Genomic DNA, 22,826 nt, shown 5'->3' on the forward strand with positions numbered 1-22,826 from the left:
CACGAGCATGACGACTCCCACGATCGAGCGCACGCACCGCACGGTGTTGCGGCGATCTGGGCAGGTCTTTGCCTGGGTCGTCATCCTCGTGGCCACCTCCGCCGTCGCGGTGGGGGTGCTGATCCCCAGGATCGCGGGGGCGACCCCCTACACGATCCTGACCGGCTCGATGGAGCCCAACCTCCCTCCGGGCACCCTCGTGGTGGTCAAGCCGAAACCCGCCGAGGACATCGGTATCGGCTCGGTGATCACGTACCAGTTGAGGTCCGGTGACCCGACCGTCGTGACGCACCGCGTCACGTCGGTCGGGCACGGTTCCGACGGCGAGTTGTCCTTCATCACCAAGGGCGACGCCAACGCGGCCGAGGACCTCGAGCCCGTCCGGCCGGTCCAGGTCAAGGGAGTGCTCTGGTACTCAGTACCCAAGCTCGGCTGGCTGGGCAACACCATCGACCAGGACCAGCGGGACGCGGCCGTGTACCTCGTGGTCGGAGGACTGGGCCTGTACGCCGCGTGGATGTTCGGCGGCGCGCTGCGCGAACGGCGTGGGCTCCGGCGGGCAAGGAGGGACTCATGAGGCGGCTCGTGTCGGCCGTCGTCGCGGCTGCCGGACTGGTTCTCGCGGGCATCGCCCCGGCGACCGCGGCGGGCGAGATCGGCGTGAGCCGAGACGGCGAGCACTGGTCCGAAGCGCTCACGGAGCGGCTGTTCGACCCGAACGCGCGCTGGGTGCCCGGCGACGTGCAGACCGCTTCGTTCTACGTCCGCAACCAAGGCAGTTCGAATGCTCGGCTCGTGCTGACGGTGCGGTCCGGCGACCGCGACGAGCTGTGGTCTCGGGGTCATGTCGAGCTGCGGGCGCGGACTCAAGGGGAGTCCCAGGGGCAGTGGGTCACTTTGAGCAACGGGCGTCCGGCAGGCGAACTCACACAGGAGAGCCTCGCGCCCGGCTCCGCCGTGAAGATCGAGGTGGAAGCCGACGCCCCCTTCGATGAGGACAACCCGGCCGAGAACGAATCGCAGGACGGTCACTTGGACCTGACGTTCGGGCTGAGGCTGATCGGCGACAACGCTGCGGGGACCGGAAGGGACTCCGACAACGCTACGGGATCTCGACAGGACGCTGACCGGGCTTCGGGATCCGACGGCTGGCTGGCCCATACGGGTGCCCCGGCATCGGCTCTGTGGCTGTGGTTGGCCGCTGCGGCCACGGCCGTCGGCACGGCCTTCGTGGTCGCCGGGCGGCAAGAAGAGAAAGGACGCGAGAAAGAAGAAGGAGATGCCTGAGACCACGACCGTGGGTCGGGCCCGGTTGCACACTGCGTGGACGTGGATCAGTTCGGTCCAGGTCCGCCTGCTGATGGCCCTGGGGCTCGTCCTGGGATTCTCTGCGGTTGGCACGGCCGCCTACTGGTCCGACTCGGCCACCCTGGCCGGGGAGATCGAGTCCGGAAGTCTCGACCTGCAGCTCGGCGCGCGGAACCCCGAGACGGGCGAGGTCCAGTGGTCGGCCGTCGGGCTCAACCAGAACTGGAACTACTCCGTGCAGGAACTGGACAATGTCGCACCCGGCGAGTCGGTCGCGAAGGAGTTGCACATTCGCAACGCCGGCACGACGCCGTTGACGTTCACCGCTGCAGGCAGTTCGTCGACCGATGCCCTGAACCCGCACTTGACTGCCACGATGCGCCTGGGCGGCGAAGCGAGCAACACCGGTACGCGTGAGGAGGTCAACCGCATCGGCACCTGCACGGCCGGCACCGCGACGTGGTGGGACGGCCATGTGCTGTCGACGACCCCCGAGCCCCTGACCCCGGGCAATGCGCCGGTGACTCTCGCGCCCAACGCCTCGATCCAGGTGTGCATGGTGGCCGGCCTGTCGGCCGACGCGCCGAATGAATACCAGGACAAGTCGACGATGCTCAAGATCGACTTCGATGCGAAGCAGGTCGGTGCGCCGTGAGCGCGCCTCGTCTGCGCCGGGCGCTCGGCCCGGTGAGCAACGCCGTCCTGTGGGCGGCGGCGGTCCTGGGCGCGCTCTCACTGGTGCTGGCCCTGGCGACGGTCGTCGCCGGCGTGCAGCCGCTGATCTTCCGCTCCAGCTCGATGGCCCCGGCCGTCGACGCCGGCGCGCTCGCCCTCGCGAAGACCGTCGACGCGCAGCAGGTGGAACCCGGTGACATCGTCTCGGTCGTCAACTCCGACGGGGTCCGCGTCACCCACCGTGTGGTGAAGGTCGATCAAGGCGCGGGCGATCAGGTCAGTCTGACGCTGAAGGGCGACTCCAACCGGAGCCCGGACGAGGAGCCGTATCTCGTCACCGAGGTCGATCGGGTCGTCGCGGACGTCCCGTACCTGGGCTACGTCGCGGACTGGCTCGCGTCGCCGTGGGCGATGTTCGCCGCCGGGATCGTCGCGGCCCTGCTCGTGGTGAACCTGTGGAGCCGGTGGTCCCGATCGGACGGCGGCGCGGGCTTGGTGGGCGCCGGGAGCGGCGCCTCGGCGGTCGTGCTCGTCGCTCTGGTGGTGGCCTCGGTGACGCCCGTGCCCAGGACGGAGGCCTATTTCTCCGACCCGGCCACCGTCGAGGCGGGCACAGTCCACTCACACGACGTGCAGATCTTCGACTGGGACACCACACCCTGCACCACCAACGACGACGGCTCCGTCACGTTGCGCTACAAAGTCGTGTCGCCGAGCTACGACATGACCTGGTACCGCGGGCCGAAGAACGGCACGATCTCGGACGCGCCCTTCCTGACGATCACGCCTCCCAGTTCCCAGGTCGGGGACGTCGTGGAGACGAGGATCGACCGTACGACCCTGGCCGCCGGCGAGGACCCGTTTGCACAGGGGACCTACGTGGTCGCGGGCCGGTCCCAACTGAAGGGATCGGCCACGGAGCCCTGGTTGTCGAGCTCCCATCGTTACGTCGAGGTCACCGCGGATGCCACCACGGTGCGTTGCGGCGACATCAACCTGCCGCCCACCGTGGAGGTCACGGCGCCCAGAGACGGCCGCGAGTTCGGTTCGCAGACCGCGGCTGAGCTCGAGGTCGCGGCCGCCTGTTCGGGCCGGCGCGCTCCCTGCGGCACCACGACCGACACGAACGGGATCTACTCGGTCGAGTACCGCCTTCAGCGCGAGAACTGGCTCGGCACCCAGTGCTGGGACCCGAAGCTGGACGCCATCCTGCCGCCGGGCTACTACGCCGCCGGCTGCGGCGAGTGGCGCCCGGCGTACACGGATCCGCAGGCCCCGACCACCGACGGTTCCACGGTCAAGTGGCGAATCCCGATCGGCGACGGTGGTCCGGGCACGACGTTCAACCAGTCGGGCACGTACACGTTGTACGTGCGGATCACCGACAACGCGTCGCCGACCCGTGAGGTCACCGAGCACCAGATCACCTTCACCGTCGACTGACGGCTCACCTCGACGAAGGCCCCCGGTTCTGACCGGGGGCCTTCCTTCGTGGGACGAATAGTCCCGACGAACTAGGACCTATGGCCCGGATCGTTCGTGACGTCTGGCCCCTTTTCATGATTTCTTCACGTTTCGCCCACGCCGTACCCTCATTCCGTCGTTACATTGTTACAGATGTTAACGATGTTGATCGATGGTCGATCAGCCATTCATGAGGGAGACGAAGATGAACAAGTCCACCAAGGGTGCCGTTGCTGCCGGCGCCGCCGCCGTCCTGCTGCTCGGCGGAGCGGGCTCGCTCGCGTACTGGAACGCCGAGAGCACGATTCCCGGCGGATCGATCTCCTCGGGCACGCTGACGCTGACGCCGAAGGCGACCGGCACGTGGAAGCTGAACGGCACGACCGTCACGGGCACCCCGACGATCGTCCCCGGCGATGAGCTGGTCTACAGCGGCTCCTACACGATCGGCGCCACGGGCAACAACATCAAGGGCACCCTCGCCGTGACCGGTGGGACCGGCACGCCGTGGGCGGGCGCCACCGTGACCCCGACCTTCACGCTCGACTCCACGACGATCACGGGCACGACCCCGATCACCGCGGCCCAGAACGGCAAGGACGTCGCCGCTCAGATCGCGGTCGACTTCCCGTTCGGCACGGCGGTCGACAACAGCTCGCAGGCCAAGACGGTGAACCTGTCGGAGATCCGCGTCGCCCTGGTGCAGACCGACGCATCGCCGGCCGCCTGATCTGAGCTGAATCCATCGACCATCGACGAGGAGGACCGCGAGCATGACGACACTCACGACCGACCGCAGGCGCCCCACGGCGCTGCGGTGGGCCGGCCGGGCTCTGGCCTGGGTCGTCATCCTCGTGGCCACCTCGGCCGTCGCGGTCGGTGTGCTGATCCCGAGGATCGCGGGCGCGACGCCCTACACGATCCTCACCGGTTCCATGGAGCCGAGCCTGCCGCCCGGCACGCTGGTCGTGGTCAAGCCGACGCCCGCCGAGCAGATCGGCATCGGCTCGGTGATCACCTACCAGCTGACGTCCGGTGAGCCGACGGTCGTGACCCATCGCGTGGTCGCGGTCGCCCACGGATCCGACGGCGTGCCGTCCTTCACCACGCGGGGCGACGCCAATGACGCCGTCGACCTCGAGCCGGTCCAGCCGGTCCAGATCAGGGGAGTGGTCTGGTACTCGGTTCCCGAGCTCGGCTGGATGGGCAATGCCATCGGCCAGGACCGGCGGAACACCGCGGTGTACGTCGTGGCCGGCGGCCTGGGCCTGTACGCCGCGTGGATGTTCGGCGGCGCGCTGCGCGGCCGGGTCACCGCCCGCCGCACGGGGTCGGATCGGTGAGGGCCTTCGCACCGGCCGCCGTGTCGGCCGGCATGCTCCTGGCGGCTGTCGCTCCGGCGACCGCCGCGGACGAGATCGGCGTGAGCCGCGACGGTCGGAGCTGGTCCGCGACGCTCACGGAGCCCCTCTTCGACCAGGGTGCCCGGTGGGTCCCCGGCGACACTCGGACGGTCTCGTTCTTCGTCAGGAACCAGGCCAGCTCCAACGCTCGGCTCGTCGCGACGGTCCGCTCCGACGACGGTGACGACCTGTGGTCGGACGGTCACGTGACGCTGCGGGCGCGGGTCCGGGGGACGTGGTTCCCGCTGCACAACGGACGTCCGTCCGCCGACCTCACGCTCGAGAGCCTCCGCCCGGGGACGGCCGTCCGCGTCGACGTCCGGGCCGGACTCGATCCCGCCTCGACGAACGCCGCGCAGGCGAGCCGCCTCAACCTGACGTTCGGGCTGCGGCTGACCGATGCCGACGAGGGCGTGGCCGGAGCGACGGCCGAGGCCGACGGCGCTACGGGGTCCGGCAGATCCGACGGACCGGACGGCTGGTTGTCCCGGACAGGAGCCTCGGCGCCCGCCATACTGATCTGGTTGGCCGCTGCGGCCACGGCCGCCGGCGCGGCGTTCATGGCCGCCGGGCGGCGTGAGGGGGAAGAAGAACATGCGTGACATCACCGCGACGGGCCGTGCTCGCCTGCGCACCGCCTGGCGTGCGATCGCCTCGGTACAGGTGCGGCTGCTGCTGTCGCTCGGGCTGGTCCTGGGCTTCGCCGCCGTCGGCACCACCGCGTACTGGGCCGACACGGCCATCTTCACGACCGGCAAGATCGAGGCGGGTCACCTCGACCTGCAGCTCGGCGGGCGCAACCCGCAGACCGGCGTGGTCGAGTGGTCGGCGGTCGGGCTCGACCAGAACTGGAACTACTCGGTCCTGCAGCTCGACAACGTCTCGCCCGGTGAGTCGGTCGCGATGGAGCTGCACATCCGCAACGTCGGCACGACCCCGCTGACCTTCACGGGCGTCGGCAGCTCGACCTCGGACGACTTGAGCCCGTACCTGAGCGCCACCACCCGGCTCGGCGGCGTCGCCGGCAACACCGGCACGCGCGAGGCGGTGAACCGGACGGGCACGTGCTCCGCCGGCACCGCCACCTGGTGGGACGCCCATCCCCTCTCGACGACCCCGAGGGCCGTCACCCCGAACAACGCCCGCGTGACGCTGGCGGCCAACGGCTCGATGCAGGTCTGCATGCTCGCCGGTCTCGCGGCGAACACGCCGAACACCTACCAGGGCAGGTCGACGACCATCAAGGTGGTTCTGAACGCCAAGCAGGTCGGCGCGCCGTGATCGGTCCTCGCGTGCGTCGCGGACTCGGGCTGGTCGGCAACGTCGTGCTGTGGGTGGCGGCGGTGCTGGGTGCGATCTCGATGGTGCTGGCGCTGGCGACCGTGGTGGCCGGCGTGCAGCCCCTGATCTTCCGGTCGAGCTCGATGGCGCCCGCCGTCGACGCGGGCGCGCTGGCGCTGGCCAGGTCGGTCGACGCGCAGGACGTGAAGCCCGGCGACATCGTCTCGGTCGTCAACTCCGACGGTGTCCGGGTGACCCACCGCGTCGTGAAGGTCGACCAGGGCGCGGGCGATCAGGTCAGCTTGACCCTGAAGGGCGACTCCAACCGCTCACCGGACGAGGAGAAGTACCTCGTCGCGGAGGTCGACCGGGTCTTCTTCGACGTCCCGTACCTGGGCTACGTCGCGAACTGGCTGGCCTCGCCGTGGGCGATGTTCGCCGCGGGCATCGTCGTGGCACTGCTGCTGGCCAGTCTGTGGAGCCGCCGGTCGGGATCGGGTGGCGCGAGCGCGGGACCCGGTGCCGGGACCGGCGCCGGGGCCCTCGTCGCCATCGGGCTCGCAGCTGCCTCGCTGGCGCCCGTGCCCCGCACCGAGGCGTACTTCTCCGATCCGGCCACCTTCGAGGCCGGCACGGTCCAGGCCCACCAGGTCCGCATCTTCGACTGGGACGCCGTGCCGTGCACCACGAACGCCGCCGGCTCGGTCACCCTGCGCTACAAGATCACCTCGCCGCGGTACGACATGACCTGGTACCGCGGGCCCAAGGGCGGCGCAATCTCGGGCACGCCGTTCCTGACGGTCGTTCCGACCACCTCCACGATCGGGGCCGTCGTGGCCACGACCATCACGCGGGCCGCCCTCGCCGGCGGGCAGCCGATCACGGAGGGCACCCACGTGATCTCGGGCCGGTCGAAGCTCAAGGGCGCGGCCACGAGCGCGTGGCTCTCGGCGTCGGACCGGCAGACCGAGGTGACGGTCGACGCGACGACCGTGCGCTGCGGCGACATCAACCTGCCGCCCGTGCTGGCGGTCACGGGACCGCTCGACGGCACGACCTATCCGTCGACGGGAGCGATCGACGACGCGATCGAGGCCATCTGCGGCCAGGCCGCGCCCTGCGGCAAGGTCACCGACCCGAACGGGGTCTACTCGGTCGAGTACCGCCTGCAGCGGGCGAACTGGCTCTCCACCCAGTGCTGGAACCCGCAGACCGACAGCATCCTGCCGCCGGGGTTCTACCTCACCGGCTGCGGCACATGGCGTTCGGCCACGACGTCCCCGGTGGTGCCGAACCTCTCGGGGTCGCCGCTGACGTGGCAGGTCCCGATCGGCTCGGGCGGTCCCGGGACGACGTTCAACCAGGCGGGCGACTACACGCTCTACCTTCGGATCACCGACAACGCCTCGCCGACGCGAGCGACGACAGAGCGCACGATTCGCTTCACGGTCCGCTGAGGATCGCCATGGTCGTCACGACTACACTCGCCGGGTGAACGCTGCTCCCACCGTCGGTGTCTTCGCCCTCCAGGGCGACGTGCGCGAGCACCTCGCCGCGTTGGACCGTGCCGGCGTCCACACCTTGGCCGTGCGCCGCCCCGAGGAGCTGGCTCGCTGCCACGCGCTCGTGCTGCCCGGCGGCGAGTCGACGACGATGAGCAAGCTGGCGCGCATCTTCGACCTCTTCGATCCGCTGGCCGAGCGCATCCGCGGTGGCATGCCGACCTTCGGCACCTGCGCCGGGATGATCATGCTCGCGGAGAAGATCGAGGACGGCATCGTCGGTCAGGAGACCTTCGGCGGCCTCGACATCGTGGTGCGACGCAACGCCTTCGGGCGCCAGGTCGACTCCTTCGAGACCGAGCTGGAGTTCACCGGGATGGACGAGCCCGTGCACGCCGTCTTCATCCGCGCCCCGTGGGTCGAGTCGGCCGGATCGGGCGTCGAGGTCCTCGCGCGCGTACGCGGGGGCGAGGCCGACGGTAGAATCGTCGCGGTTCGGCAACGCAACATCATGGCGACGTCGTTCCACCCGGAGATGGCGGGTGACGATCGCGTCCACCGCAACTTCGTCGAGTTCATCGCCCAGTCGTGACTCACCGGTCGTGACGGGGCGCCACCAGGAAGAAGGAGAACGCCATGTCCGGCCACTCCAAGTGGGCGACCACCAAGCACAAGAAGGCCGCGATCGACGCCAAGCGCGGCAAGCTCTTCGCCAAGCTCATCAAGAACATCGAGGTGGCGGCGCGGACCGGCGGACCCGACCCCGACGGCAATCCGACCCTGTATGACGCCATCCAGAAGGCGAAGAAGCAGTCGGTCCCCAACGACAACATCGACCGCGCGGTCAAGCGCGGCGGCGGCGCCGACGGCGGGGGAGTCGACTACACGACGATCATGTACGAGGGCTACGGCCCGAACGGCGTCGCCTTCCTGATCGAGTGCCTCACCGACAACAAGAACCGGGCCGCCATGGAGGTCCGCACCGCGATGACCCGCAACGGCGGCACGATGGCCGACCCCGGCTCGGTGTCGTACATGTTCACCCGCAAGGGCATCATCATCGTGCCCGCCGAGCAGGAGGGCGGGCCGACGAACGAGGACGACGTCCTCATGGCCGTGCTCGACGCGGGTGCGGAAGAGGTCAACGACCACGACGGCAGCTTCGAGGTGCTGTGCGAGCCCGGTGACCTGGTCGCCGTCCGCACCGCCCTGCAGGAGGCCGGACTGGACTACGACTCGGCCGACGCCTCCTTCGTTCCCAGCGTCAGCGTCGAGGTCGACGCCGAGGGCGCCGCGAAGGTCGTCCGACTCATCGACGCCCTCGAGGACAGCGACGACGTGCAGAACGTCTACGCCAACTTCGACGCGCCGGACGAGGTCATGGCCGACCTCTGACCCCGGCTCGGCCATGATGTGGCCATGGATCGTCACGTGCGCACCCCCGACGGCGTCGGGTGGACCGTGCGCGTGGCGCGTCCGGGCCTGCGTGGACGCGACGGCGATCTCGTCGTCGGCGGCGGCACGGACGACGGCGGCGGGTTCGGCCCGCTGCTCGTCGTCGTCGGGCTGCTGCTGCTCGCCATGCTCAGCCCGGTCCTGGTCAAGAGCGACCGCACGTGGGTCCTGCTGCTCGTTCCCGTCCTGGTGTTCGCCGGGTGGGTCCTGTTCGCCCGCTACCCGGTCGAGCTGCTCCGCGACGGCTCGCCCGAGCCCCGGTACCGCACCCTGGTCGCCGGCCGGGCCGCCGCCCGCCGGGTCGCCGACGAGCTCGCGGACGAGATCTCCCGCACACCGGACACCCAACTCACGGCCTGACCTCCCATCTCGGGACCGGCGTGGCTTCCGCCGGGCGTCGGGACGAGCGCATAGGGTGTCGAACATGCGTTCCCTTCGTGTGCTCGGTGTCGACCCCGGCCTGACCCGGTGCGGCATCGGTGTCGTCGAGGGCAGCGTGGGCCGTCCGCTCGACCTCGTCGACGTCGGTGTCGTGCGCACCCCCGCCGATCTCGACCTCGCCAAGCGCCTCCTGCGCCTCGAGCGCGCGCTCGACGAGATCGTCGTCCGGCTGCGGCCCGACGTCGTCGCCGTCGAGCGGGTCTTCAGCCAGCACAACGTCAGCACCGTCATGGGCACCGCCCAGGCCAGCGCGATCGCCATGCTGGTGGCCGCACGCCACGGGATCCCGGTCCAGCTGCACACGCCGTCCGAGGTCAAGGCCGCCGTCACCGGCAGCGGCCGCGCCGACAAGGCCCAGGTGGGCGCCATGGTGGCCCGTCTGTTGCGTCTCGACGCTCCGCCCAAGCCGGCCGATGCCGCCGACGCGCTCGCGCTGGCGATCTGCCACCTGTGGCGTGGCGGCGCCCAGAGCCGACTGGCTGCGGCCGTCGCCGCGGCGGGGACCGCCCGATGATCGCGCACGTGCGCGGGACCGTCGCCACCGTCTCGCTCAACGCGGCCGTCCTCGACCTCGGCGGGGTCGGCTACCACGTCATGTGCACGCCCTCCACGATCGCCGACCTTCGGATCGGCCAGGAGGCCACGCTGTGGACCTCGATGGTCGTGCGCGAGGACTCGATGACGCTCTACGGCTTCGGCGACGCCCAGGAGCGCGACATGTTCGAGCTCGTCCAGACCGCCAGCGGCGTGGGCCCCAAGGTCGCCCAGGCGATGCTCGCGGTGCTGCCGCCGGATCGGCTGCGCACCGCGATCGCCTCGTCCGACCACGCCACCTTGACCAAGGTGCCCGGCATCGGGCGCAAGGGAGCCGAGCGGATCGTCGTCGAGCTCAAGGACCGGGTCGGCGCCGTCGCCTCCAGCACGTCCGCGCCGGCCGTCGCCGGCTGGCGCGACCAGGTCCACGAGGCGCTCGTGGGGCTGGGCTGGTCGGCCAAGGACGCCGACGCGGCGATCGACCGGGTGGCCGACGGTGTCGGCGACGAGCCCGACGTCTCCACGATCCTGCGCGACGCCCTGCGATCGATGGATCGAGGCCGGTGAGCATGGACATGGAGGGATCGGACTTCGAGTCGATCGTCGCCGAGGCAGCCGGACCGCAGGACAGTGCCTTCGAGCAGGCGCTGCGCCCGCGCACGCTCGACGAGCTGATCGGTCAGGAGCGCGTGCGCGAGCAGCTGGCCCTGGTGCTCGACGCGGCCGTCGCGCGCGACCGCACGCCCGACCACGTGCTGCTGTCCGGCCCGCCCGGCCTGGGCAAGACCACGATCGCGATGATCATCGCCAACCAGCTCTCGGCGCCTCTGCGGCTCACGAGCGGCCCGGCGATCCAGCACGCCGGCGACCTCGCCGCGATCCTCTCGGGGATCAACGAGGGCGACGTGCTGTTCATCGACGAGATCCACCGCATGTCCCGGCCCGCCGAGGAGCTGCTGTACATGGCGATGGAGGACTTCCGGGTCGACGTCGTCGTCGGCAAGGGGCCCGGCGCCACCGCGATCCCGCTGCAGATCCCGCCGTTCACGGTCGTGGGCGCCACGACCCGGGCCGGCCTGCTGCCCGGGCCGCTGCGCGACCGCTTCGGCTTCACGGCCCAGCTGGACTACTACGAGGCGGCCGACCTCGACCGCATCGTGCGGCGCTCGGCCGATCTTCTCGACCTGCAGATCAGCGAGGACGCCTCGATCGAGATCGGCTCGCGGTCGCGGGGGACACCCCGAATCGCCAACCGCCTGCTGCGCCGCGTGCGCGACTACGCCGAGGTGCGCGCCGACGGTGTGGTCGACCACCGGGTCGCGCGCGCCGCGCTCGACCTCTACGAGGTCGACGAGCTGGGCCTGGACCGGCTCGACCGCGCTGTGCTGGACGCCCTGTGCCGCAACTTCGGCGGGGGACCGGTGGGCATCACCACCCTGGCCGTCGCGGTCGCCGAGGAGCGCGAGACGGTCGAGGAGCTGGCCGAGCCGTTCCTGGTCCGGTTGGGCTTCCTCGCGCGCACCCCGCGCGGCCGGGTCGCCACGGCCGCGGCATGGCGCCATCTGGGCCTCACGGCACCGCCCGAGGCGGGCTCCGGCCAACTGCCGTTCGACGCGGCCGACTAGAGTTCATGCGGTGACTGCCGCCGACTTCATCCCCTTGGCCCTACTGGCCCTCGTCTTCTTCCTGCTCATCATCCGCCCCATGCGTGAGCGTCAGAAGCAGTTCACCGCACTGCGGCAGATGCAGGACGCCCTGCAGCCCGGCGTCCGCGTCATGATCAGCAGCGGGATCCACGGCACCGTCCGCGACCTGGACGACGACACCATCGGCCTCGAGATCGCCCCCGGCGTGGTCATCACCGTCGCGCGCGCTGCAGTCGCCGAGGTCGAGCAGCCGGCAGAGCCCACGGAGCCGACGGAATGACCGACTTCAAGCAGGTGGCCGATCGCCTGATCCGCGCCATCGAGGACTGGCCCGAGGACGGTGTCACGTTCCGCGACATCACCCCGCTGCTGGCCCACCCCGAGGGTCTCGCCGCGACGGTGAAGGCCCTCGTGGACGCAGCCCGTGCCCTCGGCCCGATCGACGTCGTCGCCGGCGTCGAGGCCCGTGGCTTCCTGCTCGCGCCGCTGATCGCCGAGGCGCTCGGCACCGGCCTCGTGCCGGTCCGCAAGGCCGGCAAGCTGCCCGCCGCGCGGATCACCGAGGCCTACGCGCTCGAGTACGCCGAGGCCGTCATCGAGATCCACGCCGATGCCGTGACCGAGGGGGCCCGCGTGCTCATCGTCGACGACGTGCTCGCCACCGGCGGCACCCTGGCAGCCGCGGTCCGCCTGTTCGAGCGTGCGGGGGCCGAGGTCGCCGGCGCGGTCGTCCTGATCGAGCTGCCCGCCCTGGGAGGCCGCGACGCGCTCGCCGGCGTCCCCCTGACCGCCTTGTTGGAGTACTGATGAGTCAGCGCACCGTCCGGATCGTCGCCATCATCGCCATCGCCGCGCTCGTGCTGGGCGTGCTCGCGACGGTGATCACCGGCGCCATGTGACGTCACCTCCGTAGACTGGACTGAAGGAGGCACGCGTGGCTGACCGCACCGAGGGCTCGCCGATCAAGGCGACGACGAAGGCGTCCGAGTCCAGGAACCAGGACTCGGCGCGCACGTCCGCGCGCGTGCGCAGCCGGCTGGCCCGCATCGGTGGCAAGTCCACGGGCGGCGGGAACCCGGTCCTCGACCCGCTGATCAAGATCTACCGCGACACCCACCCCAAGGGTGACGTCGCGTCGATCCAGAAGGCCTATGAGGTCGCCGCGGCGATGCACGAGGGCCAGAAGCGCAAGAGCGGCGACCCGTACATCACGCACCCGCTCGCCGTGGCCACGATCCTCGCCGAGCTCGGCATGACGGCGCCCACCCTGTGCGCCGCGCTGCTGCACGACACGGTCGAGGACACCCCCTACACGATCGAGCAGCTGCGCAAGGACTTCGGCGACGAGGTCGTGCACCTGGTCGACGGCGTCACCAAGCTCGACAAGGTCAAGTACGGCGACTCGGCCCAGTCCGAGACCATCCGCAAGATGGTCGTCGCCATGGCGCGCGACATCCGCGTCCTGGTGATCAAGCTGGCCGACCGCCTGCACAACATGCGCACCCTGCGCTACCTGCGTCAGGACAAGCAGGAGCGCATCGCGCGCGAGACGATCGAGATCTTCGCCCCGCTGGCGCACCGGCTGGGCATGAACATGATCAAGTGGGAGCTCGAGGACCTCGCGTTCGCGACGCTGCACCCCAAGGTCTACGACGAGATCGTCCGGCTCGTCGCCGAGCGCGCGCCGTCGCGCGAGGCGTTCCTCGAGCGCGTCATCCGCGACGTCAACTCCGACCTCGGCCACGCCAAGATCAAGGCCCGCGTCACCGGCCGGCCCAAGCACTACTTCTCGATCTACCAGAAGATGCTGGTGCGCGGCCGCGAGTTCTCCGACATCTTCGACCTCGTCGGCGTGCGCATCCTCGTCGAGGACGTCGCCGACTGCTACGCCGTGCTGGGTGTCCTGCACGCGCGCTGGAACCCGATCCCGGGCCGTTTCAAGGACTACATCAGCGTCCCGAAGTTCAACATGTACCAGTCGCTGCACACGACGGTGATCGGCCCGCAGGGCAAGCCCGTCGAGTTGCAGATCCGCACCTACGCGATGCACCGCCGCGCCGAGTTCGGTGTCGCGGCGCACTGGAAGTACAAGGCCGAGTCCTTGGCCGCCGTCGGCGGCAAGGCCGGCAAGGACGGCCCCAGCGGCAGCGAGATGGTGTGGCTGCGCGAACTGGTCGACTGGCAGTCCGAGACCGAGGACTCCACCGACTTCCTGGACTCCCTGCGCTTCGAGATGCAGAACGCGGGCGTCTACGCGTACACGCCGCGCGGCGACCTGATCCAGCTTCCCGCCGGTGCCACGCCTGTCGACTTCGCCTACGCGGTCCACACCGAGGTCGGGCACACGTGCGTCGGCGCCCGCGTCAACGGACGACTCGTCTCACTGGAGTCCGAGCTGCAGAGCGGCGACGTCGTCGAGATCTTCACCTCCAAGTCGCCGACCGCCGGCCCGAGCCGCGACTGGCTCGAGTTCGTCAAGAGCCCGCGGGCGCGCAACAAGATCCGTCAGTGGTTCACGAAGGAGCGCCGCGAGGAGGCCATCGACCACGGCAAGGACCTCATTGCGAAGCAGATGCGCAAGGAGGGCCTCCCGATGCATCGCCTGTTCCGGCAGGCGAACCTCGACACGGTGGCCAAGGAGATGGGCTACGCCGACGTCTCGACCCTGTTCGCAGCGGTCGGCGAGAGCAACGTCGGTCCCCAGAACGTCGTCGACCGGGTCATCGACCTGGCCGGCGGCCGCGAAGGCGCCGAGGAGGAGGCCGCCGAGGCCACGGCGATGCCCGTACGCTCCAGCCGACCGTCCTCGCGGATGCGTGGCGACGCCGGCGTCGAGGTCGTGGGCGTCTCGGGCGACATGCTGGTCAAGCTGGCGCGCTGCTGCACGCCGGTCCCGGGCGACGACATCCGCGGCTTCGTCACGCGCGGCTCCGGCATCTCGGTGCACCGCACCGACTGCGCCAACTTCAAGGGCCTGGAGTCGCAGACCGAGCGCGTCGTGGACGTCCGCTGGGTCGCGAACACGAAGACGACGTTCCTGGTCGCGATGCAGGTCGAGGCGCTCGATCGCCCGCACCTGCTGTCGGACATCACCAAGGTGATCTCGGACCAGCACGTCAACATCTTGTCGGCGACGCTGAGCACCGGCCGCGACCGCGTGGCCAAGAGCCGCTTCACGTTCGAGATGGGCGACGCCAAGCACCTGGGATCGGTGCTCAAGGCCGTCAACAACGTGCCGGGCGTCTTCGACGCCTACCGCGTCACCCAGTAGGCAGTTGCAGTTCGGTGATCGAGTAGCTCGCGAGCGCAGCGAGCGGCGTATCGAGATCACCTGTGGATGAGCGCGTCCGACGAAGCGCGGTGGATGACGCTGGACAGATGGCACACATGTACATCCTTCGCTGCTCGGACGGGTCCTACTACGTCGGCAGCACGCGCAACCTCGGGGCGAGACTGCACCAGCATCGGACCGGCGTCGGATCTGCTTACACCAAGCGCCGACTTCCCGTCGAGCTGCTCTGGTCCTACGAGTTCGAGTCAGTCGTGGACGCGTTCGCGGCCGAGAAGAGAGTCCAAGGGTGGTCACGAGCCAAACGCGAGGCCCTCATGAGGGGTGACTTCGACCTGCTACCCGGCCTGGCGAAGAAGCGGAACTGGAGCCGAGAGGCGTGATCTCGATACTCCGTCTCGCTTCGCTCGCCGGCACTCGATCAGCGAACGACTGGCCGCCGGAGGCGGAGGTCAGCTGAAGTCGGACGCGGTGCGCTTGGCGATGTCGAGGAAGGCCTGACGCGACTCGAGGTTCTCGCGCAGGTCCTTGACCTTCTTCTGGTCGCCGGCGGACTCGGCCTTCGCGAGGTCGGCCTCGATCGCGGCGATCGCGTCCTCGAGCTTGGTGATCATGTCGTCCGCGCGGGCCGACTTCTCGGGGTCGGTGCGCTTCCACTCCTGGTCACCGGCGTCGCGGATCGCCTTCTCGACGGCGCGGATGCGGCCCTCGAGCTCCTTGATCTGGTCGCGCGGGACCTTGCCGGCGGCCTCCCAGCGGTCGGCGATGTCATGCCAGGCGCGACGGGTCGCGTCGAGGTCCTTGATCGGCAGCAGTGCCTCGGCCTCGACGAGGATCTCGCGCTTGGCGACCGCGTTGTCGGCGAACTCGGCCTCCTCGGCGGCGTTGGCGGCCTCACGGGCCGAGAAGAAGACGTCCTGGGCGCTGCGGAAGCGCTTCCAGAGCTTGTCCTCGACGTTGCGCGGCGCGGAGCCGGCGGCCTTCCAGCGCTGCATGAGGTCGCGGTAGGCGCTCGAGGTGGCGCCCCACTCGGTGGAGTTCGAGAGGGCCTCGGCCTCCTCGATCAGCTTCTCCTTGACCTTCTGGGCCTTCTCGCGGCGCTCGCTCTGCTCGCCGAAGTGGGCCTTGCGCTTCTTCGTGTACGCGGTGCGCGCCGTCGAGAAGCGGTGCCACAGCTCGTCGTCGGCGGACTTGCTCAGCCGGGGGAGTGCCTTCCACTCGTCGAGGAGCGCGCGCAGCCGGTCGGCGCCGTTGCGCCAGTCCTGGCCGGCGCCGATCTTCTCGGCCTCGGTGACGATGCGGGTCTTGGCCTCGGTGGCCTCGGCGGTGCGCTGCTCGCGCTCGGCCTTGCGCTTCGCCCGCAGCTCACCGAGCGCGGGCTCGAGGGCGTCGAGGCGCGTCGACAGCGAGGCGAGGTCGCCGACCGCCTGCGCGTCGACGAGCTGCTCGCGGATCGTCGCGATCGCCTTCGTGGCGTCGTCGGGCGACACCGTCCCGGCCTCGATGCGCTTCTCCAGCAGGCTCACCTCGGTCTCGAGGTTCTCGAACCGTCGCGTGTAGAACGCGAGCGCCTCGTCGGCGTCTCCGCCGGTCACCCATTGTCCAATCAGCCGCTCGCCGTCACCCTCCTTGACGTAGACGTTTCCATCTGCGTCCACACGGCCCCAGTCGCTCATGGCGGTCAGTCTAGGAGGTTCGCGGCGCGGTGGCGTCCTCGCGTACCCTGACAGGCGTGCTTCTCACCGCCTTCCCCGCCGGACCACTGCAGGCGAACTGCTATTTCGTCGCCTCGGGACCGGGCCAACCGTGCGCCATCGTCGACCCGGGCCAGCAGTCCGCCGAGGGGGTGCGCGCGGTCGCCGCCGAGCATGATCTGCGACCCGCCGCCGTCCTGGTGACGCACGGACACTTCGACCACATGTGGGACGCCAAGCAGGTCGCCGACGAGTTCGGCTGCCCGCTGTGGATCCATCCCGCCGACCGCCACCTGCTCGCCGACCCGATGGCCGCGATCTCGAACGAGTCCGCCGCGATGCTGCGCGAGCAGATCGGCGACATCGATCCGTCGCAGTTCGGCGAGCCGGCCGACGTCCGCGACGCCGTCGACGGCGCCACCATCGCGGTGGGCGACCTGACGATCACCGTCGACCACTGCCCGGGCCACACGCCGGGCACCGTCGCGTACCGCCTCGACTACACCGGACCCGAGCCCGTCTCGCAGATCATGTTCTCGGGCGACTTCCTGTTCTTCGGCTCCATCGGCCGCACCGACCTGGTCGGCGGCGACCACGCCGAGATGCTGCGCAGCCTGCAGAGCAAGATCCTCACGCTGCCCGACGACGTCGTGGTGCTGCCCGGCCACGGCCAGCAGTCGTCGATCGGTCGCGAGAAGCAGACCAACCCGTTCCTGCTGGAGTTGATGGCATGAGCAAGCTGTCCGGATTCCCGGAGTTCCTTCCCGCCGAGCGCAACGTCGAGCTGGCGGTCCTCGATCACCTCGCCCGCGTCTTCGAGCTGCACGGCTTCGCCAACATCGAGACTCGCGCCGTCGAGCCGCTCGAGACGCTGCTGCGCAAGGGCGAGATCGACAAGGAGGTCTACGCCGTCCGCCGGCTGCACGCCGACGAGTCCGAGGCCTCCGAGCTGGCGCTGCACTTCGACCTCACGGTCCCGTTCGCGCGCTACGTCGTCGAGAACGCCGGCCACCTGCAGTTCCCGTTCCGCCGCTACCAGATCCAGAAGGTCTGGCGCGGCGAGCGCCCGCAGGCCGGCCGCTTCCGCGAGTTCACCCAGGCCGACATCGACATCGTCGGCGACGGCTCGCTGCCGTTCCACTTCGACGTCGAGGTCGCCCGTGTCATGGCCGAGGCGCTCGCGGGCCTGCCGATCCCCGGCCTGTCGATGACGCTGCAGGTCAGCAACCGCAAGGTGCTGGAGGGCTTCTACCTGGGCCTGGGCATCGAGCAGCCGACCGCGGTCATGCAGGTGATCGACAAGCTCGACAAGCTGACCGGCGACAAGATCGCCGACCTGCTGGGCGAGCTGGGTCTGACCGAGGACCAGGCGAACCTCTGCCTGGCCCTGGCCGAGATCATCACGACCGACACGTCGTTCGTGCAGCGCGTCCGCGACCTCGGTGTCGAGCACCCGATGCTGGACGAGGGACTGGCCGAGCTGGAGGCCGTCATCGCGGGGTGTGCCACTGTCGAGGGTGTGACCGTCACCGCCGACCTGCGCATCGCGCGCGGACTGGACTACTACACCGGCACGGTCTTCGAGACCCGTGTGGCGGAGTTCCCGGCCCTGGGCTCGATCTGCTCGGGCGGCCGCTACGACCAGCTCGCCAGCGACGGCAAGCGCACCTACCCGGGCGTCGGCCTGTCGATCGGCGTCTCCCGCCTGCTGTCGACCCTCACGACCAGCGGCATCACCGCCAGCCGGTCGGTGCCGTCGGTGGTCCTGGTGGCCGTCAACGACGAGGCGTCCCGCCCCGAGAGCGACGCGATCGCCCAGCAGCTGCGCGCTCGCGGCATCGCCTGCGAGGTCGCCCCCAACGCCCAGAAGTTCGGCAAGCAGATCCGCTTCGCCGAGCGCCGCGGCATCCCCTTCGTCTGGTTCGTCAACGACGATGGACACCAGGCGAAGGACATCCGAACCGGTGAGCAGGCGTCGGCCGATCCCGACGCCTGGACACCCCCCGAGACCGACCTGCGACCGCAGGTGACCCACAAGGAGACGACAGCGTGATCTGCACCCATGACGCCGGGACCCTGACCGCCGCGAACATCGGCGAGAGCGTCACGCTCGCCGGCTGGGTCGCGCGCCGCCGCGACCACGGCGGAGTCGCCTTCATCGACCTGCGCGAGGCCAGCGGCGTCGCCCAGGTCGTCGTCCGCGAGGACGTCGCCCACCAGCTGCGCAACGAGTTCTGCATCAAGGTCACCGGCACGGTCCAGCGCCGTCCCGAGGGCAACGAGAACCCGGCGATCCCCACCGGCGAGATCGAGGTCATCGCCGACGACGTCGAGATCCTCTCGAAGTCCGAGCCGCTGCCGTTCCCGATCGACGAGCACGTCGAGGTGGGCGAGGAGGCACGCCTCAAGCACCGCTACCTCGACCTGCGCCGGCCCGCCCCGGCCCACGCGATGCGGCTGCGCTCGAAGGTCAACGCCACGGCGCGCCGCGTGCTGGAGGGCCACGACTTCGTCGAGGTCGAGACGCCCACGCTGACCCGCTCCACGCCCGAGGGCGCCCGCGACTTCCTCGTGCCGGCGCGTCTGCGTCCGGGCAGCTGGTACGCGCTGCCGCAGAGCCCGCAGCTGTTCAAGCAGCTGCTCATGGTCGGCGGCCTCGAGCGGTACTACCAGATCGCGCGCTGCTACCGCGACGAGGACTTCCGTGCCGATCGTCAGCCCGAGTTCACCCAGCTCGACATCGAGATGAGCTTCGTCGACCCCGACGACGTCATGGCGCTGGCCGAGGAGATCTACGTCGCGCTGTGGAAGCTGATCGACGTCGACCTGCCCACGCCGTTCCCGCGCATCACCTACGCGGACGCGATGAGCAAGTACGGCTCGGACAAGCCGGACCTGCGCTTCGACCTCGAGCTGGTCGAGCTGACCGACTACTTCAAGGACACGCCCTTCCGCGTGTTCCAGGCGCCCTACGTCGGTGCGGTCGTGCACCCCGGTGGCGCCTCCCAGGCCCGCCGCACGCTCGACGGCTGGCAGGAGTGGGCCAAGCAGCGCGGCGCCCGTGGCCTGGCCTACGTGCTCGTCCAGGAGGACGGCTCGCTGACCGGACCGGTCGCCAAGAACCTGTCCGACGCCGAGCGTGAGGGTCTCGTCGAGGCCGTCGGCGCGAAGCCCGGCGACGCCGTCTACTTCTCGGCCGGCCCGGTCAAGAGCTCGCGTCAGCTGCTCGGCGCCGCGCGCATCGAGATCGCCAAGCGCGAGAACCTCATCGACGAGTCGAAGTGGGCCTTCTGCTTCGTCGTCGACTGGCCGATGTTCGAGTCCGTCAGCGAGCTCGACTCCGGTGACGTCGCCGTCGGCGGCGGCGAGTGGACCGCCGTGCACCACGCGTTCACGGCGCCCCAGGATCCCGCGACCCTCGCGACGCCCGGCGAGTCCCTCGCCCAGGCCTACGACATCGTCTGCAACGGCAACGAGGTCGGCGGCGGCTCGATCCGTATCCATCGCGAGGACGTGCAGAAGCGCGTCTTCGAGATCATGGGCATCGGCGAGGACGAGGCCCAGGAGAAGTTCGGCTTCCTGCTCGACGCGTTCAAGTACGGCGCCCCGCCGCACGGCGGCATCGCCTTCGGCTGGGACCGCACGGTCGCGCTGCTGGCCGGCGCCGACTCGATCCGCGAGGTCATCGCGTTCCCGAAGTCCGGTGGCGGCTACGACCCGCTGACCGCGGCTCCGGCGCCGATCACGCCCGAGCAGCGTGCCGAGGCCGGTGTCGACGCCACCCCGGACGAGGACGAGGACGAGGACGAGAAGCAGGCATGAGCACCTGGCTGCCTCCGGAGGAGGACCCGCGCCCTCAGGGCAAGCCGGTCGGTGAGCTGGCCACGTACGCCGAGTACCTGGCCTACCACCGGCTGACCTTGCAGCTGAAGTGCGACGGGCTCTCCCCGGAGCAGCTGGCGCTGCGCAGCGTGGCGCCCAGCACGCTGTCGCTGCTCGGTCTCGTGCGGCACCTCGCGTACGTCGAACACCACTGGTTCGTCCAGGTCGCCCAGCAGTCCGACGAGGAGTCGCTGTTCCTCGAGGCCGACGACCGGGACGCCGACTTCACCGGCGCCGTCGGCACGCAGGAGTGCGTCGATGAGGCGTTCGGGGCACTGCGGCTGCAGATCGCCCGGGCCGACGAGTGGCTCGACGTCCTCGACGACACGGACCTCGGTCGCGAGCTGCCCCACGGCAGTGGCACGATCTCGATCCGCGAGCTGCTGGTCCACATGATCGAGGAGTACGCCCGCCACAACGGCCACGCCGACCTGCTGCGCGAGTGCATCGACGGTCGTACGGGGGACTAGACCATGTGGGAGATCCTCGGCTCGTGGCCGGTCGTCATCGCGGTGTTCCTGGTCGGCGCCGCGGCGCTGGCCGGAACGGCGCGGAGGTCCCGCCGCATCCTCGTGGCCGCCGCGGTCCTCTCGATCGCGACGGTCGGAGCGTGGGTCGCGACGGCGACACCGGTGACGATCGACGGGGCGACGTGCAACCACCGCGCGACACCGTACGGCGTGAACCACACCGAACTCGACCACAGCACCGCCGAGGAACTGCGCGAGTCCGACGTGGACGTCGACCGGTACGCGTGCCGTGACGCCCTCCGCACCCGGTACGTGCTGACCGGCGCGGGGTACCTCGTGCTGACCCTCGGTGGGGCGGCGATGATCGGTCGCCGTCCGAGGGTGGCGGCGCGCGACTAGGCTGGTCCGCATGGCTGACGGACTGTTCGATCTCCCGGATCAGGCGCCGTCGGACTCCCGACGCGACTCGAGCGGCTCGCTGGCCGGCAACGTCCACTCCAGCGCTCCGCTGGCCGTCCGGATGCGACCGCAGTCGCTCGACGAGCTGGTGGGTCAGCAGCACCTGCTGGCACCGGGCTCGCCGCTGCGCCGGATGATCGAGGGCAACGCTCCGCTGACCGTCCTGCTGTGGGGGCCTCCGGGCACCGGCAAGACCACACTCGCCAGCCTGATCAGTCACCAGACCGACCGGCGCTTCGTCGAGGTCTCGGCCGTCAGCGCGGGCGTCAAGGAGGTCCGCGAGGTCATCGCCGGCGCTCGCCAGGCGCTGTCGCGCGGCAAGGAGACCGTTCTCTTCGTCGACGAGGTCCACCGCTTCAGCAAGGCCCAGCAGGACGCACTGCTGCCCGGCGTCGAGAACCGGTGGGTCAGCCTCGTCGCGGCGACCACCGAGAACCCGCACTTCAGCGTGATCTCGCCGCTGCTGAGCCGCTCGCTGCTGCTCACGCTCCAGCCCCTGACCGACGACGACATCGCCATCCTCGTGGACCGGGCGATGACCGACGAGCGGGGCTTCGGCGGCAAGATCACGATCAGCGACGAGGCCCGCGACCACCTGGTCCGCCTCGCCGGCGGCGACGGTCGCCGCGTGCTGACCTACCTCGAGGCTGCCGCCGGCGCCGCCTCGGACCAGGGTCACGCCGAGATCACCCTCGACGACGCAGCGCTGGCCGTCGACAAGGCCGCCGTGCGGTACGACCGCCAGGGCGACCAGCACTACGACGTCACGAGCGCCTTCATCAAGTCGATCCGCGGCTCGGACGTGGACGCGGCGCTGCACTACCTGGCCCGGATGATCGAGGCGGGGGAGGACCCCCGTTTCATCGCCCGGCGGCTGATGATCCACGCCAGCGAGGACATCGGCATGGCCGACCCGACGGCGCTGCCGATGACGACCGCGACCGCTCAGGCCGTCGCGATGATCGGCTTCCCCGAGGCGCGCATCCCGCTGGCGCAGGCCGTGATCCACCTCGCGACCGCGCCGAAGTCCAACGCCGTGATCCGTGCGATCGACGCCGCGATGGCCGACGTCCGGGCCGGCAAGGTCGGTCCCGTGCCGCCCGCGTTGCGTGACGCCCACTACGCCGGGGCCAAGAAGCTGGGCCACGGTCACGACTACGCCTACCCCCACAACGACACCCGCGGGGTGGTGCCGCAGCAGTACGCGCCCGACGACGTCGACGGCTCGGACTACTACGAGCCGGGGCCGCACGGGGCCGAAGGGGCCATCGCCGAGCGACTCGCCCGAATCCGCGCGATCGTCCGGGACCGGTAACCTCGTTC

26 protein-coding genes are annotated in these 22,826 nt (G+C 70.2%); 25 read left to right on the forward strand and 1 reads right to left on the reverse strand.

Annotated features, from left to right (window positions below; all coding sequences use genetic code 11):
- The first annotated feature begins 7 nt into the window (after positions 1 to 7).
- The 19 genes from NP095_RS06870 to NP095_RS06960 all read left to right on the forward strand — a co-directional run bounded on the left by NP095_RS06870 (position 8) and on the right by NP095_RS06960 (position 15,381).
- On the forward strand, positions 8 to 577 hold the full coding sequence (locus tag NP095_RS06870; RefSeq protein WP_232416717.1) for a signal peptidase I: 570 nt from the start codon (positions 8 to 10) through the stop codon (positions 575 to 577).
- Positions 574 to 1,287 (forward strand): hypothetical protein, encoded by a 714-nt coding sequence (locus NP095_RS06875; RefSeq protein ID WP_232416716.1) that lies wholly within the window; start codon positions 574 to 576, stop codon positions 1,285 to 1,287. The genes NP095_RS06870 and NP095_RS06875 overlap by 4 nt, the downstream gene beginning before the upstream one ends.
- The gene (locus NP095_RS06880; RefSeq protein WP_232416715.1) at positions 1,280 to 1,963 is read left to right on the forward strand and encodes a SipW-dependent-type signal peptide-containing protein; all 684 of its coding nucleotides are present in this window, start codon (positions 1,280 to 1,282) and stop codon (positions 1,961 to 1,963) included. The genes NP095_RS06875 and NP095_RS06880 overlap by 8 nt, the downstream gene beginning before the upstream one ends.
- Complete coding sequence (locus NP095_RS06885) at positions 1,960 to 3,426, forward strand: signal peptidase I (protein ID WP_232416714.1); 1,467 nt, start codon at positions 1,960 to 1,962, stop codon at positions 3,424 to 3,426. Before NP095_RS06880 ends, NP095_RS06885 begins: the two co-directional genes overlap by 4 nt.
- A 211-nt stretch (positions 3,427 to 3,637) precedes the next feature.
- Positions 3,638 to 4,177: an alternate-type signal peptide domain-containing protein gene (locus tag NP095_RS06890; RefSeq protein WP_232416713.1), complete on the forward strand. Its 540-nt coding sequence runs from the start codon at positions 3,638 to 3,640 to the stop codon at positions 4,175 to 4,177.
- 43 nt (positions 4,178 to 4,220) lie between these two features.
- The gene (locus tag NP095_RS06895) at positions 4,221 to 4,790 is read left to right on the forward strand and encodes a signal peptidase I (RefSeq protein ID WP_232416712.1); all 570 of its coding nucleotides are present in this window, start codon (positions 4,221 to 4,223) and stop codon (positions 4,788 to 4,790) included.
- Positions 4,787 to 5,452, forward strand: coding sequence for a hypothetical protein (locus NP095_RS06900; protein WP_232416711.1), 666 nt, complete (start codon positions 4,787 to 4,789; stop codon positions 5,450 to 5,452). The genes NP095_RS06895 and NP095_RS06900 overlap by 4 nt, the downstream gene beginning before the upstream one ends.
- The gene (locus NP095_RS06905) at positions 5,445 to 6,131 is read left to right on the forward strand and encodes a SipW-dependent-type signal peptide-containing protein (RefSeq protein WP_232416710.1); all 687 of its coding nucleotides are present in this window, start codon (positions 5,445 to 5,447) and stop codon (positions 6,129 to 6,131) included. Before NP095_RS06900 ends, NP095_RS06905 begins: the two co-directional genes overlap by 8 nt.
- An 11-nt stretch (positions 6,132 to 6,142) precedes the next feature.
- A complete protein-coding gene (locus NP095_RS06910; protein ID WP_232416709.1) occupies positions 6,143 to 7,588 on the forward strand; it encodes a signal peptidase I in 1,446 nt (481 codons plus the stop codon).
- Positions 7,589 to 7,622: 34 nt separating this feature from the next.
- A complete protein-coding gene (pdxT, locus tag NP095_RS06915) occupies positions 7,623 to 8,225 on the forward strand; it encodes a pyridoxal 5'-phosphate synthase glutaminase subunit PdxT (protein ID WP_232416708.1) in 603 nt (200 codons plus the stop codon).
- A 44-nt stretch (positions 8,226 to 8,269) separates the two neighbouring features.
- Complete coding sequence (locus NP095_RS06920; protein ID WP_232416707.1) at positions 8,270 to 9,028, forward strand: YebC/PmpR family DNA-binding transcriptional regulator; 759 nt, start codon at positions 8,270 to 8,272, stop codon at positions 9,026 to 9,028.
- 24 nt (positions 9,029 to 9,052) lie between these two features.
- Positions 9,053 to 9,448, forward strand: a complete 396-nt coding sequence (locus NP095_RS06925) for a hypothetical protein (RefSeq protein WP_232416706.1) — start codon at positions 9,053 to 9,055, stop codon at positions 9,446 to 9,448.
- 64 nt (positions 9,449 to 9,512) lie between these two features.
- Positions 9,513 to 10,043, forward strand: coding sequence for a crossover junction endodeoxyribonuclease RuvC (gene ruvC, locus NP095_RS06930; RefSeq protein ID WP_232416705.1), 531 nt, complete (start codon positions 9,513 to 9,515; stop codon positions 10,041 to 10,043).
- Positions 10,040 to 10,630, forward strand: coding sequence for a Holliday junction branch migration protein RuvA (gene ruvA / locus NP095_RS06935; protein WP_232416704.1), 591 nt, complete (start codon positions 10,040 to 10,042; stop codon positions 10,628 to 10,630). Before ruvC ends, ruvA begins: the two co-directional genes overlap by 4 nt.
- Before the next feature lie 8 nt (positions 10,631 to 10,638).
- A complete protein-coding gene (gene ruvB / locus NP095_RS06940; protein ID WP_404801107.1) occupies positions 10,639 to 11,688 on the forward strand; it encodes a Holliday junction branch migration DNA helicase RuvB in 1,050 nt (349 codons plus the stop codon).
- A 10-nt stretch (positions 11,689 to 11,698) separates the two neighbouring features.
- Positions 11,699 to 11,989: a preprotein translocase subunit YajC gene (yajC, locus tag NP095_RS06945; RefSeq protein ID WP_232416703.1), complete on the forward strand. Its 291-nt coding sequence runs from the start codon at positions 11,699 to 11,701 to the stop codon at positions 11,987 to 11,989.
- On the forward strand, positions 11,986 to 12,516 hold the full coding sequence (locus tag NP095_RS06950) for an adenine phosphoribosyltransferase (protein WP_232416701.1): 531 nt from the start codon (positions 11,986 to 11,988) through the stop codon (positions 12,514 to 12,516). Before yajC ends, NP095_RS06950 begins: the two co-directional genes overlap by 4 nt.
- Before the next feature lie 154 nt (positions 12,517 to 12,670).
- Positions 12,671 to 14,980, forward strand: coding sequence for a RelA/SpoT family protein (locus tag NP095_RS06955; RefSeq protein WP_404801108.1), 2,310 nt, complete (start codon positions 12,671 to 12,673; stop codon positions 14,978 to 14,980).
- 116 nt (positions 14,981 to 15,096) lie between these two features.
- Positions 15,097 to 15,381 carry a GIY-YIG nuclease family protein gene (locus tag NP095_RS06960; RefSeq protein ID WP_256766131.1) on the forward strand — a complete coding sequence of 95 codons (285 nt, stop codon included), beginning with the start codon at positions 15,097 to 15,099 and terminating at the stop codon, positions 15,379 to 15,381.
- 69 nt (positions 15,382 to 15,450) lie between these two features.
- Here the strand turns inward: NP095_RS06960 and NP095_RS06965 are convergent, their stop codons facing one another.
- A complete protein-coding gene (locus NP095_RS06965; protein ID WP_232416698.1) occupies positions 15,451 to 16,674 on the reverse strand; it encodes a DUF349 domain-containing protein in 1,224 nt (407 codons plus the stop codon).
- Positions 16,675 to 16,730: 56 nt separating this feature from the next.
- Between NP095_RS06965 and NP095_RS06970 the strand changes: the two genes are divergently transcribed.
- The 6 genes from NP095_RS06970 to NP095_RS06995 are packed head-to-tail and all read left to right on the forward strand — an operon-like array spanning position 16,731 to position 22,818.
- Complete coding sequence (locus NP095_RS06970) at positions 16,731 to 17,426, forward strand: MBL fold metallo-hydrolase (protein ID WP_232416697.1); 696 nt, start codon at positions 16,731 to 16,733, stop codon at positions 17,424 to 17,426.
- Positions 17,423 to 18,745 (forward strand): histidine--tRNA ligase, encoded by a 1,323-nt coding sequence (gene hisS, locus NP095_RS06975; RefSeq protein ID WP_232416695.1) that lies wholly within the window; start codon positions 17,423 to 17,425, stop codon positions 18,743 to 18,745. The genes NP095_RS06970 and hisS overlap by 4 nt, the downstream gene beginning before the upstream one ends.
- Positions 18,742 to 20,514, forward strand: a complete 1,773-nt coding sequence (gene aspS / locus NP095_RS06980) for an aspartate--tRNA ligase (protein WP_232416694.1) — start codon at positions 18,742 to 18,744, stop codon at positions 20,512 to 20,514. The genes hisS and aspS overlap by 4 nt, the downstream gene beginning before the upstream one ends.
- Positions 20,511 to 21,044, forward strand: a complete 534-nt coding sequence (locus NP095_RS06985) for a DinB family protein (RefSeq protein WP_232416692.1) — start codon at positions 20,511 to 20,513, stop codon at positions 21,042 to 21,044. The genes aspS and NP095_RS06985 overlap by 4 nt, the downstream gene beginning before the upstream one ends.
- A gap of 3 nt (positions 21,045 to 21,047) precedes the next feature.
- Positions 21,048 to 21,443 (forward strand): hypothetical protein, encoded by a 396-nt coding sequence (locus NP095_RS06990; protein WP_232416691.1) that lies wholly within the window; start codon positions 21,048 to 21,050, stop codon positions 21,441 to 21,443.
- Between the two features lie 10 nt (positions 21,444 to 21,453).
- Entirely contained in the window at positions 21,454 to 22,818 is a 1,365-nt protein-coding gene (locus tag NP095_RS06995) for a replication-associated recombination protein A (RefSeq protein ID WP_232416690.1), read from the forward strand.
- Positions 22,819 to 22,826 lie beyond the last annotated feature (8 nt).

This window comes from Aeromicrobium duanguangcaii (assembly GCF_024508295.1).
GTDB lineage: Bacteria > Actinomycetota > Actinomycetes > Propionibacteriales > Nocardioidaceae > Aeromicrobium > Aeromicrobium duanguangcaii.

Bases quoted from the DNA above. Each gene is read 5' to 3' on its own strand.
- NP095_RS06870 (WP_232416717.1), top strand. From the start codon at position 8: ATGACGACTCCCACGATCGAGCGCACGCACCGCACGGTGTTGCGGCGA.
- NP095_RS06875 (WP_232416716.1), top strand. From the start codon at position 574: ATGAGGCGGCTCGTGTCGGCCGTCGTCGCGGCTGCCGGACTGGTTCTC.
- NP095_RS06880 (WP_232416715.1), top strand. From the start codon at position 1,280: ATGCCTGAGACCACGACCGTGGGTCGGGCCCGGTTGCACACTGCGTGG.
- NP095_RS06890 (WP_232416713.1), top strand. From the start codon at position 3,638: ATGAGGGAGACGAAGATGAACAAGTCCACCAAGGGTGCCGTTGCTGCC.
- NP095_RS06895 (WP_232416712.1), top strand. From the start codon at position 4,221: ATGACGACACTCACGACCGACCGCAGGCGCCCCACGGCGCTGCGGTGG.
- NP095_RS06905 (WP_232416710.1), top strand. From the start codon at position 5,445: ATGCGTGACATCACCGCGACGGGCCGTGCTCGCCTGCGCACCGCCTGG.
- NP095_RS06920 (WP_232416707.1), top strand. From the start codon at position 8,270: ATGTCCGGCCACTCCAAGTGGGCGACCACCAAGCACAAGAAGGCCGCG.
- NP095_RS06925 (WP_232416706.1), top strand. From the start codon at position 9,053: ATGGATCGTCACGTGCGCACCCCCGACGGCGTCGGGTGGACCGTGCGC.
- ruvC (WP_232416705.1), top strand. From the start codon at position 9,513: ATGCGTTCCCTTCGTGTGCTCGGTGTCGACCCCGGCCTGACCCGGTGC.
- ruvA (WP_232416704.1), top strand. From the start codon at position 10,040: ATGATCGCGCACGTGCGCGGGACCGTCGCCACCGTCTCGCTCAACGCG.
- ruvB (WP_404801107.1), top strand. From the start codon at position 10,639: ATGGAGGGATCGGACTTCGAGTCGATCGTCGCCGAGGCAGCCGGACCG.
- NP095_RS06950 (WP_232416701.1), top strand. From the start codon at position 11,986: ATGACCGACTTCAAGCAGGTGGCCGATCGCCTGATCCGCGCCATCGAG.
- NP095_RS06960 (WP_256766131.1), top strand. From the start codon at position 15,097: ATGTACATCCTTCGCTGCTCGGACGGGTCCTACTACGTCGGCAGCACG.
- NP095_RS06965 (WP_232416698.1), bottom strand. From the start codon at position 16,674: ATGAGCGACTGGGGCCGTGTGGACGCAGATGGAAACGTCTACGTCAAG.
- hisS (WP_232416695.1), top strand. From the start codon at position 17,423: ATGAGCAAGCTGTCCGGATTCCCGGAGTTCCTTCCCGCCGAGCGCAAC.
- NP095_RS06985 (WP_232416692.1), top strand. From the start codon at position 20,511: ATGAGCACCTGGCTGCCTCCGGAGGAGGACCCGCGCCCTCAGGGCAAG.
- NP095_RS06990 (WP_232416691.1), top strand. From the start codon at position 21,048: ATGTGGGAGATCCTCGGCTCGTGGCCGGTCGTCATCGCGGTGTTCCTG.
- NP095_RS06995 (WP_232416690.1), top strand. From the start codon at position 21,454: ATGGCTGACGGACTGTTCGATCTCCCGGATCAGGCGCCGTCGGACTCC.